Source organism: Bradyrhizobium sp. 521_C7_N1_3 (assembly GCF_052075975.1).
Classification (GTDB): domain Bacteria; phylum Pseudomonadota; class Alphaproteobacteria; order Rhizobiales; family Xanthobacteraceae; genus Bradyrhizobium; species Bradyrhizobium japonicum.
Genome location: NZ_CP197232.1, coordinates 8,990,601 through 9,004,709, shown reverse-complemented (window position 1 = coordinate 9,004,709; position 14,109 = coordinate 8,990,601). Strand labels below are relative to the sequence as shown.

The window sequence follows — 14,109 nt, the reverse complement described above, 5'->3', positions numbered from 1 at the left end:
GCCCCGTTCCGATTCCATCGGAACGGGGCGTTAGCCAAACCGGCGCATCGCGGCGCGGGGCTGGGCCGCGATGCCGGCTATTGCTTTGACGAGGCGCGCGAACAATGATTGATCGGACGGATTATTGGACATTGCCGGTCGCGGGAGCTGAAGAATGAACGGTGCGGAAAGCCTGGTGCGGACGATGGTCAAGGGTGGGGTGGACGTCTGCTTCACCAATCCGGGCACCTCCGAGATGCATTTTGTCGCGGCGCTCGACCGCGTGCCGGGCATGCGCTGCGTGCTCGGCCTGTTCGAAGGCGTGGTGACCGGCGCCGCCGACGGCTATTTCCGCATGAAGGGCACGCCGGCTTCGACGCTGCTGCATCTCGGCCCCGGCCTCGCCAACGGCCTTGCCAATCTGCACAACGCCAAGAAGGCGAATTCCGGCATCGTCAACATCGTCGGCCAGCATGCGGTCTACCACATCGGCTACAACGCGCCGCTGACCTCCGACATCGAGGGCCTGGCCCGGCCGATGTCGTCCTGGGTCCGCACCTCGCCGGATTCCAAATCGGTCGCCGCCGACGGCGCCGCGGCGATCGCCGCCGCCAAGAGCGCACCGCCGCAGATCGCGACCCTGATCCTGCCCGCCGACACCGCCTGGAACGAGGCCGACGGCATCGCCGAGGTGCCGGCCGAGCAGCAGCGCGCGGGCTATTCGCCGCAGGCGGTCGAGCAGGCCGCAAAAATCCTGCACGGCGACGGCGAGCGCACGCTGTTGCTGATGACCGGCAGCGCGCTGAGCGAAAAGGGCCTGGCGCTGGCCGAGCGCATCGCCGGCAAGACCGGCTGCACCGTGATGGGGCCGACTTTCCGCCCGAAGATGGCGCGCGGCCGCGGCCGCTTCTCGATCGACCGCATCCACTACGTGATCGAGAACGCGCTGCCGATGCTGGAGAAGTTCCGCCACATCGTGCTGGTCGAGTCCGATGATCCCGTGGCGTTCTTCGCCTATCCGAACAAGCCGAGCATGCTCAAGCCCGAGGGCTGCGAGGTGCACCGCATGACCACCTGGGGCGAGAATTCGGTCGCGGCGCTCGAAGCGCTGGCCGGCGCGGTGAAGGCGAGCACGAAGGACGTCAAGCCGCAGGCCTTGGCTGAGCTGGTGAAGCCGACCGGCGCGCTGACCTTCGCCTCGATCGCGCAGGCGATCGCATGCGCCATCCCCGAGAACGCGATCATGGTCGACGAATCCCTGACCACCGGCCGCGGCTTCTTCCCGCCGACGGCGGCGGCCGCTCCGCACGACTGGCTCCAGAACATGGGCGGCTCGATCGGCTTCTCCACGCCGCTGTCGATCGGCGCCGCGATCGCCTGTCCGGACCGCAAGGTGATCACCATGGTCGGCGACGGCAGCGCGATGTACACGATCCAGTCGCTGTGGACGCAGGCCCGCGAGAATCTCAACATCGTCACCATCGTGTTCGCCAACCGCATCTACCAGATCCTGCGCGGCGAGTTCGACAATGTCGGCGCCGGCGAGCCCGGCCAGCGCGCCAACGACATGCTGCGGCTCGACCGTCCGACGCTGGACTTCGTCGCGCTGGCGAAGGGCATGGGCGTCCCCGGCCGCGCCGTCACCAACGCCGAAGAGTTCAACAAGGCTCTGGCCGAAGCCGTCGCCGAGCCCGGGCCACGGCTGATCGAAGTCCAGATGTAGGGCGCAGCATCAGGAAGCGCCGAGGGCCGGGGGCAAGATGCAGACCGAGCTGAACAAGGTGATCGCGGCGCTCCGGGACTTCTACGCCAACGAAGAATTCTTGTTCGAGAAGGACGTCGGCGAGCGGGCGGTGACGCACCGCTTCGCCGTCTATCTGGAGCGGCAATTCGCCGGCTGGTCGGTCGATTGCAACTACGACCGTCTCGGCGAGCGCACGCTGCATCTGCCGCACGGCACCATCGTCTCCACCGACGATCATCTGGGAAAGTCGATCTACCCCGATGTCGTCGTGCATCAGCGCGAGATCCCGAACAATCTGCTCGCCGTCGAGATCCGCAAGGCGAGCAATCACACCTCGCTCGAGCACGACCAGCACAAGCTGATGGCGATGACCGACGCCCATGTCTGGTTCGCCTACTGGATCGGCGTGCTGCTGGTGCTGGACAGACAGCATGTGACGATTTCGGAAGTCTATGTCAGCGGCGTCGTGGATCAGCCATTGTCGCTCTGGTTTGCGGCGCGGCTGGAGGAGAGCGGATTGGGGGCTGCGCGTTAGACGGTCTCCACAGCGTCATGGCCGGGCTTGTCCCGGCCATCCACGCCTTGTCACGCGGTACAAGGAACGAGTCTCATCTCACTAGGCCTCAGTGCAGCGGATCGCCCTGGCCGAGCGCGTAGGCGACGAGGTCCTTCAGCGCGAAGCTGGAGCCGGTCACCGGCGTCCATTGCGGGTCGAGCGACAGCACGGAGGAATTGTCGCCGAACATCATGCCGAGGAAGACCTCGGCCACGATGCGACCGCCGACGGGGCCGAGCCGCGGCGTGTTGATTCCGGTCGCCGGCGCGCCGGTGGCCGGGATCGTCACCGCGGTCTGGAATTGCCGCGCCTCGGCCAGGATGTAGGTCCAGAGCGGGCAATTGCCGGCAAACACGCCGTTCGCGATGGTCGCGATCCCGGTTTGCGGATCACCCGCGCCGGGTTCGTCGACGGCCTTGCCGATGATGATCTGATCATCCGTCAGCGGCGTCAGATTCATCGCCTTGGCGACGGCCTGGCCTGAGGGCAGGCCGAGCCGCCAGCCGCGCTCGAGATTGCGCAACGCCAGCGACGACGGATTGGACGCGACCTCCGGCGGCAGCTTGCGCAGCGGATCGACCAGCGAGGCGTCGATGCGATAGGCGAACTGCAGCCGCCGCTTGTTGTCGGGATTGGTGTCGTCGTCTTCGACACCGTAGGGGCGCGTGTCAAGGTCGATGAAGCGGCCCCAGTCCATGGCGCGTCCCGGACCCATGGCGCGGAAGCCGGTCAGCGCGTTCTTGTCGGGATTGTGGGGGTCGGGGAAGATCTGCAACAGCATGTTGTCCGCATCGTTCAGCCGATAGCCGGGGCGGATCATGGAATGGCCGAGACGGTAGGCCGCAACCGAGAACTCCACCGGCATGAACGGATAGGTCTTCCAGTGGTAGTAGGCGAGCTTGCTGCGGTCGTACTGGCCCGCAGTCCTCAGCTCGTCCAGCACGCTGGCGTGGACGATGCGCGGCAGGAAGTCGTTCAGCACGACGTATTGATAGTGGAAGCGGACGCGCTGCTGCACCTCCTCGAACGACAGGCTGTCATTGTCGTCGACCATGCGGTTGTGAAAGCGCAGCATCAAGGCCTGGAACTGCGAGACGATGCTGTTCTCGTCGTTGCGGGGGTCGCCGATCAGGGCGCGGCCCTTGAAGCGCGGCAGGTCGCTGGCATCGGGGACGCCCGCGCCGGTCAGCTTCTCGCCGAGCCGGAACTTGATCCCGTCATACATGTAGGGCTGATCGTTCGGACCACGGCCGTAGAGATTGTCCAGATCGAGCGACGGCGTGCGGAAGTCGACGAGCCCGTCGGGGTCCTGCTGCTTGGTCAGCGAGCTGACCGGATCGAAGGTGATGTCGTGGTCGATGAACTGGCCGAAATAGGTGTAGAGCGCGGGAATGCCGCTCTCCTCCGCGTCCGGCCCGTCCTTCGGACCATCGAAGTCGGCGACCATCTTGTCGGCCAGCGCCGAAAGGTTCGCGACATTGTCGGCGTCGTTCGGACCGAATTTCGCCGGCGTGAGCGCGCGGAACATGCGTCCGAAGCGGCCCTGGGAAAGCGGCGAACGCGTTGCGTTCAGACCGCGCGGAACAATGCTGTGGCGGCTGCTCATTGAAAACACCTCCCTGAAAAGTCACGACGTGCAACGAATAAAGCTAAAGTTGTTCGAAGCAGAATATGCAGGTCACGCTAGATCAGGCGATTGGGTGCCACAAGCGATCTGCTTCACACACCGTGCGACATCGATGTTGTTCCGAAAGGGAGCGTTGCGAACAAGCTGCGGTCGCGCTTTGCGAATTTTTCCCGGAGCGATGACGGATAACATTCTCGTCATCGGCGCGCGCGAGCGGCCTCGCGCAAGTGAGTTCGCCGGACTGTCGGCGAAGCGGATCGTCTTCACGCAATAAGTGTGGCGGCGCGCGCGTCATGCGCGCACGCCGCCATGTCGTCAGTAGGCATACTGCTGCGAGAACGCGTAGCGCGGATTGATGCCGCAAGAGGCCGACGTGCCGGAGGCGGTGGCGAGGCACTGCTGATAGCTCGCGAACTGGCAGTTGCCGGGATAGCCCCACATGCGTCCCTGCAGGCAATATCGATCGTTTGCAGGATGTGCCTGGGCGGCCGGGGATGCTACGGCGACCAGGGCGGCGAACGATGCGAGAGTGAGGATGATGCGACGCATTTCAATCTCCTTCGAGAGCGGGTGGACGGGAACGTCAGCGAGCAGGGCTCGTCTGAGGCATGTCGCCTATCTTGGTGTCGGCGGAATGCCGTGCGTTCGCGACGTGGCACATCATGACGCAGCCGGCGGCCAGCAATGTGATCTACGCCACAGTTCGCGGTGGGGGTCCGGGCCTACCGTGAGGAGACTTGCGCGCGTCGATCCCGGAGAACCAGGCTTGTCTCATTCGGATCAGGTATTTTGGAGGGTCTAATGCAAAGGTCATATTTGCTGGCTGCGACAGCAGCGCTGGCGCTTCTCATGCAAACACCGCTCGCGCTGGCCCAGAGTGCGCCGGCCGCCGGTGGAGCCGCAGCGCCTGCCGCGACAACCACTGCGCCGGCAGCGACGGCGACAACGCCGGCCGCGACCAGCGACACCTCCAGCCAGCCGGCCGACTCCAGCAAGAGCGCGTCGAAGAAGCCGGCGAAGAAGAAGATGACGCGGCAGCAGGAGATCGATCATTCGGTCGACAGCGGCACCGTGCCCGCGCGCTACCGCAGCTCTGTGCCCAAGCAGTACCAGAAGTACATTCCGTTCGATAAGCAGTGACGGATCTCACGGCGGCGCGACGCGATCTTGTCGGGCCGCCGGTGCCATCGTATGACGGCCTTGGCGTGACGCCTCGTCGTAGCGCCTTTGGCCAGGTGGAATCCGGCCATACATCCCCGGTGGCGGTCTGCGAGAGCGGTGCTAGAGTAGGCCGCAGCCCGGGGGGAGAAATGAGCGACGACGTGAAGGATGCTGGCCTTGTGGCCATGATCAGCAGCATCCTGGGAGGCAACAAGCGCACAGACAGCACTGCTCCGCCGCCGCTCACCGAGGTTCCGCCGACAGCGCCGACGAACGGGTTCGAGCCGATCGAGCCGTCCAACCCCGATCCTGCACCGGCCGAACCCGAGGTTGCGCCCGATGCCGTGCCGGCTGCCGCGAAGCCAGTCGAGCGGCCTGCGAAAATCACGACGACGCCTGATGGCAAGAGGCTGCTCCCGGCCGAGGCGATTGCCGATCTGGTGCTTGGCGAGCTGCGCAAGCTGGAGAATTTTCCGGCGACCGGCGCCTCCGTCACGGTCTACGGTTACAAGCACTGGAACGCGATGATCACCTTCGCGCCGTTCTCGACCACGTTCCAGAACGCGACGCGGTTTCGCCAGGCCGTGCCGGACCTGGTCTTCAAGCTGCGCCGTTTCGTCGAACTTGAGATATAGTCCGGGACAATGACCGGCGGCCGTTCCGCGCGATTTCCCGCTGTGGGGCGCGGGCGAGGCGCGAGCGGGTGTCCGAAACGGTTCGACAGGATCTTGAATTGAGCGTCGCCTTTACCAAGGAAGAAAGCGCCGAAACCGCGTCCGAGACGCTGCTGCCGGATCGCCCGATTTCGCCTCATCCAAATCTCGTGACGGAAACCGGCTTGCAGGCGCTGCAGGCGCAGCTTCGCGAGGCGCGCCAGGCCTATGAAGCCGCGCAAGCCATCGAGGACGTCAACGAAAAGCGCCGGCAGTCGGCGGTGCCCTTGCGCGACGCTCGCTATCTGACCGAACGGCTGCGCACGGCGCAGGTCATTCCCGATCCGGCGTCGACCGATGTCGTCGCCTTCGGCAGCACCGTGACCTTCAGCCGCACCGACGGCCGCGTGCAGACCTATCGCATCGTCGGCGAGGACGAAGCGGATCCAAAGGCCGGATCGATCTCGTTCGTGGCACCGGTCGCGAAGTCGCTGATCGGGAAGGCGGTGGGCGATGTGGTGGGTTCAGGCGCGCAAGAGATCGAGATTCTGTCGATCGCGTAGCGATGCGAGCTGAGGCCCGAATGGTGGGCGCGTAAGGATCGAACCTCGACGGCTCTGGCTTCGGATTGGTTCCGCCAACTTCGAGGTGCCGCTGGGTCAGTTGCGCTGCCGCGACTTAGCTGTTCGGCAAAAACCGCGGACGTCATATAATAAAGGCTATCAAGACGAATACATTGCGTGTCAGGCAAAGGGAGGGATCCATGCGGAAGTCCCTGTTCTTCGTCATCGCAGCCGGTCTCGGCCTATCAGGACCACAGGCTCTGGTCGCGCAAGACGATGTAGATCAGCAGCTCGGCAGCGTTCATTTCCAGACCTCTTGCAACGATGTGGCCCAGCGTCGTTTCGATCGCGGGATGCGCTATCAGCACTCCTACTGGTACGCCAACGCCAAGGAGATCTTCGAGGAAGCCATCAAGGCCGACCCGACATGCGGCATGGCCTATTGGGGCATTGCGCTCACCTACATGGACAATCCGCACAATGCGATTCCGAAGCCGAACCTGGCGCCGGGCCTCGCCGCGATCATGAAGGCCAAGGAGATCGGCGCCGCGACCGAGCGCGAACGCGACTACATCGATGCGCTGATGGTGATGTATGCCGATTACGACAAGATCCCTCACGCCCAGCGCATGCGCATGCTGCGTGACGCGCAGGCGCGCGTCGCGGCAAAATATCCGGACGACGACGAAGCCCAGATCGCCTACGCCATTACGCTCAATACGTCGGCGGATCTGAACGACAAGACATACGCGCAGCAGATCAAGGGTGCGGCGATCCTCGAGCCGATCTCCAGACGGCTGCCGATGCATCCGGGCGTGACGCATTATCTGATCCATCTCTACGACTACCCGGCGCTGGCGCAGAAAGGGCTCGATGCCGCCAATCGTTACGCCAAGATCGCACCGGCTGCGCCGCACGCCCAGCACATGCCCTCCCACATCTACACGCGCGTCGGCTATTGGAGGGAATCGATCGACTCCAACACCGCGTCCGTGAAGGCTGCGATGGCCGAAAAGTCGGTCGGCAACTATCTGCATGCACAGGACTACATGGTCTATGCTTACCTGCAGCTCGGCCAGGACAAGCAGGCGCGTGCCGTCATCGACGACATGATCAAGGAGACCGACTTCAAGGCGACGGTCGCGGCGGCAGATTACGCGCTGGCGGCTTCGCCGGCGCGTTATGCGATCGACCGTGGCGATTGGGAGGGGGCCTCGCAGCTGCCGGTCAGGCCGAGCAACCTCAACTTTGCGATGGCGGTAACGCATTTCGCCCGGGCCCTCGGCGCGGCGCGCTCCGGCAAACCGGAAGCCGCCAAGGCCGACACCCAGAAGCTGGCGGAATTGCGCGACAAGCTGAAGGACGCCAACGACAATTATTGGTCCGGAATCGTCGACATCCAGCGTCAGGTCGCCGTCGCCTGGTTGCTTTACGCCGAGGGCAGGTATGACGAGGCGCTCAATGCGATGAGTGCCGCGGCGGACGCGGAGGACAAGACGGAAAAGCACGTGATCACGCCCGGGCCGCTGGCGCCGGCGCGCGAGCTTTACGGCTTCATGCTGCTCGATCGCGGCATGCCCAAGGAGGCGCTTGCTGCATTCGAGGCAACCAAGGCGAAGGAGCCGAACCGCTTGCATGCTTTCGCGGGAGCGGCCAAGGCGGCCGAAGCCCTTGGTGACAGGGAAGCGGCACGACAGAACTGTCAGCAGCTCGTAACGCTGACGGCCAGTGCCGATTCGGAACGCCCCGAGGTCGCGGCGGCGAAGCAATACCTCGCCAGCAACTGAGCCGGAAAGAGAACGGTGGAATGATGAGAAGGGCAGCCGCCATCGCCGTCGCAGCAATCGTGCTGGGAAGCGCGCTGGCGGCATCGCTCGTGTGGCTCCATGCGCCGCGGCATGCCGCCGCGAATTCCGCCACGCCGGTGTGGCACGAGGTGACTTGGCCGTTCTCGATTGACCAATGGGGCAAGGGAAAGGCGTTCCGCTGCAGGGCTTCCGACTGCGGTGTCGAGGTGACGCTGTACCTGCGCGCCAAGATAGGTTTTTGCAATTGCACGACGGGCGTCGCCGATGACGAGGATCTCGATCGCATGGGCGATACCGTTCTCCTGGGCGAAGTCTCTCCACGCGGTTCCGGCCATCCCATCAGGATTGCGTCGATGAACGGTCGCAGCCGCGCCTACACGCTCAACTCACGTGGCGCTCCCGGCAAAACGCTGGTGTCGGTCGTCTACAACGAACGTTGCGACATGGTCGCAGCGACCGCTGTCATTGGCCACGATCGGCCGGAGACCATCGAACCCCGCGTGATCGAGTTTCTGGGCGGCAGCACCGCGATGCACTGGGCTGAGGTCACACTGGGTCTGTAATTGACCGCGCCTTCCCGATCGTCGGGCATTTTAATGCGGCGAATGGCCCGCGCCGCCGGGGCGAGGATTGCTATCGACAGGGGCAATCTCATTCGCCTAAAACATCAGCCATGCGTTTCCGTCGTCTTGTCCCGATATCGAAGGTCTCCGCCATGTCCGCGAAACAAAGCGCGGCGGCTGGATGAGACGGTTTCTGTCGGGAGCGTTGCCGTTCTACGCGCTGGCCGGATTGGCCATGTGTATGTACCTCGTCCTGTACAAGACGAACCTGTTCGACTTGAACGCCATCGTCCAGGATGCGACCGGTTCACCATGGTTTCCGGTCTTCATGTTCGCTTGCGTGCTCCTGGAGTCGGTCTTTCCGTATTTCGGCTATTTTCCCGGAACCGCCCTCATCTTGATGTCCGTGGCGCTCAATCCGAAGCCTGCGGATGTCTCCGTTTTCATCGTGGCGTGGGCGGCCATCATCGTGGGCGCCGTTCTGAGTTACGGACAGGCTCGCTTTTTCAGACCGATGTTGCAGCGGGTTGCCTCGAAAGCGGCACTGGGCCGATGTGAGTCCCTCCTCGACTCCTATGGTCCTTATGCGCGCGTTGCCTTGTTCGTTCATCCCAACGCTTGCGCGATGTATTTCACGGCACTCGGACTTCTCGGCCGGAACCTGACGCGAGAGCTCGCTCATCTTTGCGTGGGTGCAGCGGCTTCCGTGGGCATTCTGTTCGTCGTCGTGACCAGACTGGTGTCATCCGCAGGCGCCACCGATGATGGGGAATTGCAGGTGCTGCTGGCGGCAGGGCTGGTCGCCATCGGGACCCTCGTCGGTCTCTACGCGGCCTGGCGGCCGGATCGGGCTGCTTGAAGCTTGATCCGGAAGACCGCGAAGCGGCTTTCCGACCAGAGAGCGCGCTTTGAGCTTGGTCGGTCATGATCCATTTGCGGAAGCACCCAAGTCAGAGCCTGAACCAAGGCAGGGTGAGATAGACGCACGCGATCATCGAGAGGATGGGAATGACCCACACCCATCCCGACCAGAAGTTTCGCACTGAACGTCCGGGTAACGACGCAGCAACGAGGGCAACGATCAGTGCTCCGAGCGCGGCCGTCGCGGCCCACCCGTACCAGTACATCGCTGGAGCTAGAAATCCCATCGCAGGGTCAGCAACGTCTCGCGAATGATGCGTGCCCGCCAGCACGATGCCGAGCGACGGGAAAACGGTGAACAGAGCAAGGTCCTTTGCGAGTGCAACCACGTAGAGGAAGCCAAATGTCGTCCCGAACGCGAACGCAAAGCGGCGGAACGCAGCCGATAACGTCATGCGCCGAAACCCCTGATGTTGTTTACGACGTGGCCAGTTAGGAAGCCCCACCAGATGACAAAGGCGAGGATCGAGGTGAGCATCGTGCGCGTCTGAGCAGGCTCGTCGGCATGCGGCCGTCGCCAGCAAACCCAGTAGGCTGGTAGCAACGCAAAACCGATAGCGGCGAAGTGCTCCTTGAGGTCGAAGAAGCCTAGGGCTGGCCAATGACCGGCGCGCTCCAACTCTGGCCTGATGTCGACGCGAAAATACAGATAGATGATCCCACCGAGCAGGATGGAGATGGCATACAAGACGACGACGGCGTCGGCGAACCGGGCCGATGGCACGGAGCGAAAGCGGCCGAAAAACGAACTGGGGCGCGTTCCCACAGTCGCCCACGCCGCCAAGGTCTGGTGCGTAATCGCGCCAAGCAGTGCAACGGCGATCAAGCCGTGAATAATCAGGAGTACTATCGCCAGAACCTCGCTCCCCGCCTATTGCCTGCTTGCTGTCACGTGAAAAGCTCCTCAGTCCCGAATGGTTCCGCCGACCACGGCCGGAAGCGATTGAGGGTGAACTTCGTCTTCTGGCCGGGTTCAACGTCCACCAGCACGTAGTTGTACTCCTCTTGCGGAGGCTGGCCCTTCCAGTAAAGGTCCCGCGGATAGTCTGCGGGCACCTTGATGCTGGTTCGCCCCGGCAGGATTGGGTCTTGTTCCGCGCCCCCACCGCCCAACATCAGATACTTTACCCCATCTACGTCGTAGATTTCCGTGGTGTGGACGTGCCCGTTCAACACGACCACATCCATGTCCCTGGCATACGACGCAATCACCTTGTGCGGGTTATCGGGAGCCGGGATCGGGCCTAAGCCTGACCGCGCAAACACGGGATAGTGGAAGACGATGAACGTCTTCCGAATGCCATTGGCTTTCGCCTCGTCCATCCACTTTTGAAGCTGGGTCATCTGCTCGGCATATTTTGGCCGATCAGCATCCCACAGCGACGGCGAGCGGTAGTCGTACTTGCCGCTCCAGAGATAGATGAAGCGGGTGCCCTTGAAGTCGAATTTGTAGATGAGGTTTTCCGGCGTGACGCCGAATTTTCTCAGATACGGCACGGCCGAAAGTACGCCCTCAATCTTTGGGTCGGCCCACACCTCATGATTACCCACACTCATGAAAAAGCGCCCATCCAGACCGGCTGCGCGCATCTCGTCATCCGGCGCGGGTAGCTTCTTCAACATTGTTTCGTTCACGCGCTTCCAGTATGGGCTGTCACTCACGGTCAAGCCCTGATTGCCCCACCACACGGCGTCACCGCTATTGACCACGAATTTGGCGCGACCGGATTGAACGTCCTTGACGATTTCGCGCGTCACCCATTCGCCGCCCTGAAGCCGGAACATGGTGCGATGCACTCCCGGAAGCAGTTTCACGTCTTCAACGGATGCCTCGGTGACCCAACCTTTATCCACCGTCAGGGTCATCACTTCCGTCTTGGATGCGAACGGCATGACGACCTTGACCAGGTCCTTTGTGACCGGATCGAAGATCATCTTCACATCCTTCGCGACGACGGCCTCGGCGACCTTTTCCGGCATGACCAATCCGAACATCTCGACAAAGAACTTGCTGAGGTCCGGTTGTCCCTCTTTCAATGGGAGGTACATCATGGGTCGGGTATCGCCGACCGCAGCGAATGAAAAACCGGCGGCTGCGGGAAGCGGTGCTTGCGCGGTCGTTGTTTGTGTCTGGGCACCGGCAACGCGTGGCACGGAGAATGCGGGCAGTGCCGCGAGTGCGCCCAGAACTATGCGACGACTGGGCTCGTTAGGCCAAGAGGATTGCATAATGATCACCCCTGATCGAGGAGAGGGAATGAGGCGCCGTATCGGGCGCGCAAACAGCCCGATTTGCCGACCGTTTTCCGTGGACCTTCAGCGGCGGGTAAGCTTGATATAGATCAACGTCGTCACCAGCCGTTGCGTCTGGAGTGGCGAGCATGACGTCGATAAAATTGCCGCTGTGGCTTCGCTTTCTCCTGCTTGTCGGCGTCGTCGTCTTCGCGGCAGGCGCAAGTCTTGTTGCCTATCGATACTACAGTCGCCCGGTAACGCTGACCGTGGCGGTCGGCTCGATCGACGGCGAGGCAGCCAAGGCAATGTCAGCGTTGGCGAGCGAGTTCGTTTCGACGAACGCGCCCGTGCGGCTCAAGGTCATCGACAGCGGCACCGTGCTTGAGGCCGCTAACGCCTTCTCCGCGGGCAAGGTCGATCTCGCCGTGGTTCGCGGCGATGTCGGAGACTTGTCGCATGCGCAAGCCGTTGTCGTCGTCAGCCATATGGTCGTACTGATTATCGCGCCGCCGGGATCGTCCATCGACAGCATAAGCAACCTGAAGGGACGCACGGTCGGCGTCGTCAGCGGAGCAGCGAACGCCAAAGTTGTCGACGCGTTGACCAAGGAATATGATTTGACGAGCGCAAAAGTCGTATTCAAGAACCTTGCGTTAACGGATGTCCGGCAAGCCGTTCAGTCAAAACAGGTCAGTGCCCTGCTCGTCACGATCCCGCTCGCCGAAAAATACCTCTCGCTCGTTCGCGGATTTTTTCAGCTCGACCATAAAAAGGTCCCGGTACTGATCCCAATCGAATCCGCCGCAGCAATTGCAGAAACCCAACGTGCCTTTGAAAGTTTCGACGTCCCGAAGGGCACGCTGCGGGGATCGCCGCCGGTCCCGGAAGATGACCTGACGACCCTGAGGACCTCGCTATACCTGGTTGCGCAAAAGAAGCTCGGCACTGATCTGGTAACCAGCCTCACGCAGGCGATCATGAGCGCGCGCAGGAATCTTCTGCGCGAGCAGCCGATTTTTGCGCAGATCACCGCGCCCAGCACCGACCAGGATGCTTACCTTCCGCTGCACCCTGGTGCGGCAGCGGTCTACAACAGCACCACGCAGAGCTTCATGGATGAATACGGCAACTGGATCTATTTGACGCCGATGGTACTGGGTGGCGCTGCCACCATGCTTGCGGCGGCGTGGAAATTCCTGGGCGTCGGCAGCCGTGCAGCCGAAGGTCCGCTCGATTCTCTCTATGCTTTGGCGCGCCGGATTCGGAAAGTCGATACAGAAGCTGAACTTTCGGATATCGAAGACGAAATCGACGGCATTCTAAAGGCGGAGCGCGCCAAATCCGCAGCTGGAGACGAGAGCGCGGTGGATGATGCCACATTGAACGTGGCAGCCCACCGGCTGGAGAACTTGATTCACGACCGACGCACATTGATCGCCAGGGGACCCGCAGTTGCCTCCGCGGCGAAGGCGACACAGCGCTAAGTCACGACACGCCGCGCGACACACTGGTGAATCATGAATGCAATCGCGCTATCGTGCATCACGTTTCTATGCATCTCAGGCGGTGCCCTGCTCGGTATGTTTCTTCCTGGGCATCACCTGAGCACGGATGACAAGGATGTGGTCAGGCTGGGCACGGGCCTCATCGGGACGATAGCCGCGCTTGTCCTCGGCCTGCTGATCGCCTCGGCGAAGGGTTCCTACGACACGCAGAGCACTCAAGTCACGCAGATGACGAGTAATGTTGTCCTGCTCGACAATCTGCTGGTGCAGTACGGACCGGAGACGAATGACGAACGCAATCTGTTACGGCGCACCATCGTTGTTTTAGCCGATCGAATGTGGCGCGAGAAAACTTCCGAGGTCGCCAAGGCGAACCCCTTCGAGGCGAGCGCCACAAGCGACGCATTCTTTGCGAAGCTTCAGCAGCTTTCGCCGCAGAACGATGCCCAGCGCTCCTTGCAGGCCAGGGCCATACAGATCGCCACCGACATTGCGCAAACCCGCCTGTCGCTGTACGCACAGACGAACAACTCGATCCCCATGCCGTTCCTGGTGGTGCTGATTTTCTGGCTTACCATCATCTTTGGAAGCTTCGGCCTGTTTGCCAGACCCAGCGCAACCGTTTTCGGCTCGCTGTTCGTATTTGCGCTGTCGGCCGCCGGGGCGATCTACCTGGTCCTGGAACTGGGTCAGCCATTTGCGGGTTTGATGCAGATTTCCAGCGCGCCACTGCGCAACGCCCTCACGCCGCTCGGCCCCTAACGTTCGCACGCCTCGCAAGGGAGCTTTCGGCG

Annotated in this window: 15 protein-coding genes; 10 read left to right on the top strand and 5 right to left on the bottom strand. The window is 62.5% G+C overall.

Annotation, left to right across the window (positions count from 1 at the left end; translation table 11 throughout):
- Positions 1-154 precede the first annotated feature (154 nt).
- Together AB7008_RS42610 and AB7008_RS42605 are read left to right on the top strand one after the other, a co-directional pair.
- A complete protein-coding gene (locus AB7008_RS42610; protein WP_304491430.1) occupies positions 155-1,702 on the top strand; it encodes an acetolactate synthase large subunit in 1,548 nt (515 codons plus the stop codon).
- Between the two features lie 37 nt (positions 1,703-1,739).
- Positions 1,740-2,258 (top strand): hypothetical protein, encoded by a 519-nt coding sequence (locus AB7008_RS42605; protein ID WP_304491429.1) that lies wholly within the window; start codon positions 1,740-1,742, stop codon positions 2,256-2,258.
- An 88-nt stretch (positions 2,259-2,346) separates the two neighbouring features.
- Here the strand turns inward: AB7008_RS42605 and AB7008_RS42600 are convergent, their stop codons facing one another.
- Complete coding sequence (locus AB7008_RS42600; protein WP_304491428.1) at positions 2,347-3,885, bottom strand: peroxidase family protein; 1,539 nt, start codon at positions 3,883-3,885, stop codon at positions 2,347-2,349.
- A gap of 336 nt (positions 3,886-4,221) precedes the next feature.
- The gene (locus AB7008_RS42595) at positions 4,222-4,455 is read right to left on the bottom strand and encodes a DUF3551 domain-containing protein (RefSeq protein ID WP_028151247.1); all 234 of its coding nucleotides are present in this window, start codon (positions 4,453-4,455) and stop codon (positions 4,222-4,224) included.
- A 252-nt stretch (positions 4,456-4,707) separates the two neighbouring features.
- Here AB7008_RS42595 and AB7008_RS42590 point away from each other — a divergent pair, with 252 nt between their 5' ends.
- From AB7008_RS42590 to AB7008_RS42565, 6 genes are all read left to right on the top strand, one after another.
- The gene (locus tag AB7008_RS42590; RefSeq protein ID WP_304491427.1) at positions 4,708-5,046 is read left to right on the top strand and encodes a hypothetical protein; all 339 of its coding nucleotides are present in this window, start codon (positions 4,708-4,710) and stop codon (positions 5,044-5,046) included.
- Between the two features lie 170 nt (positions 5,047-5,216).
- Complete coding sequence (locus AB7008_RS42585) at positions 5,217-5,702, top strand: hypothetical protein (RefSeq protein ID WP_304491426.1); 486 nt, start codon at positions 5,217-5,219, stop codon at positions 5,700-5,702.
- A 98-nt stretch (positions 5,703-5,800) separates the two neighbouring features.
- Positions 5,801-6,283, top strand: a complete 483-nt coding sequence (greA, locus tag AB7008_RS42580) for a transcription elongation factor GreA (RefSeq protein WP_304491425.1) — start codon at positions 5,801-5,803, stop codon at positions 6,281-6,283.
- A gap of 200 nt (positions 6,284-6,483) precedes the next feature.
- Positions 6,484-8,070 (top strand): tetratricopeptide repeat protein, encoded by a 1,587-nt coding sequence (locus tag AB7008_RS42575; RefSeq protein ID WP_304491424.1) that lies wholly within the window; start codon positions 6,484-6,486, stop codon positions 8,068-8,070.
- Between the two features lie 20 nt (positions 8,071-8,090).
- Positions 8,091-8,654, top strand: coding sequence for a hypothetical protein (locus tag AB7008_RS42570; RefSeq protein ID WP_028159531.1), 564 nt, complete (start codon positions 8,091-8,093; stop codon positions 8,652-8,654).
- 181 nt (positions 8,655-8,835) lie between these two features.
- Positions 8,836-9,513, top strand: coding sequence for a hypothetical protein (locus AB7008_RS42565; RefSeq protein WP_041953880.1), 678 nt, complete (start codon positions 8,836-8,838; stop codon positions 9,511-9,513).
- Positions 9,514-9,604: 91 nt separating this feature from the next.
- Here AB7008_RS42565 and AB7008_RS42560 read toward each other — a convergent pair whose 3' ends face one another.
- The 3 genes from AB7008_RS42560 to AB7008_RS42550 all read right to left on the bottom strand — a co-directional run bounded on the left by AB7008_RS42560 (position 9,605) and on the right by AB7008_RS42550 (position 11,627).
- Positions 9,605-9,970 (bottom strand): hypothetical protein, encoded by a 366-nt coding sequence (locus tag AB7008_RS42560; protein WP_028151240.1) that lies wholly within the window; start codon positions 9,968-9,970, stop codon positions 9,605-9,607.
- Positions 9,967-10,401 carry a hypothetical protein gene (locus tag AB7008_RS42555; protein WP_248879943.1) on the bottom strand — a complete coding sequence of 145 codons (435 nt, stop codon included), beginning with the start codon at positions 10,399-10,401 and terminating at the stop codon, positions 9,967-9,969. The genes AB7008_RS42560 and AB7008_RS42555 overlap by 4 nt, the downstream gene beginning before the upstream one ends.
- A gap of 62 nt (positions 10,402-10,463) precedes the next feature.
- The gene (locus AB7008_RS42550) at positions 10,464-11,627 is read right to left on the bottom strand and encodes a metallophosphoesterase family protein (protein ID WP_441260785.1); all 1,164 of its coding nucleotides are present in this window, start codon (positions 11,625-11,627) and stop codon (positions 10,464-10,466) included.
- Positions 11,628-11,956: 329 nt separating this feature from the next.
- On the opposite strand from AB7008_RS42550, the gene AB7008_RS42545 reads away from it, so the two are divergent.
- Together AB7008_RS42545 and AB7008_RS42540 are read left to right on the top strand one after the other, a co-directional pair.
- The gene (locus AB7008_RS42545) at positions 11,957-13,294 is read left to right on the top strand and encodes a TAXI family TRAP transporter solute-binding subunit (protein ID WP_041954233.1); all 1,338 of its coding nucleotides are present in this window, start codon (positions 11,957-11,959) and stop codon (positions 13,292-13,294) included.
- Between the two features lie 33 nt (positions 13,295-13,327).
- Positions 13,328-14,077, top strand: a complete 750-nt coding sequence (locus AB7008_RS42540; RefSeq protein ID WP_041953874.1) for a bestrophin-like domain — start codon at positions 13,328-13,330, stop codon at positions 14,075-14,077.
- Positions 14,078-14,109: the final 32 nt, after the last annotated feature.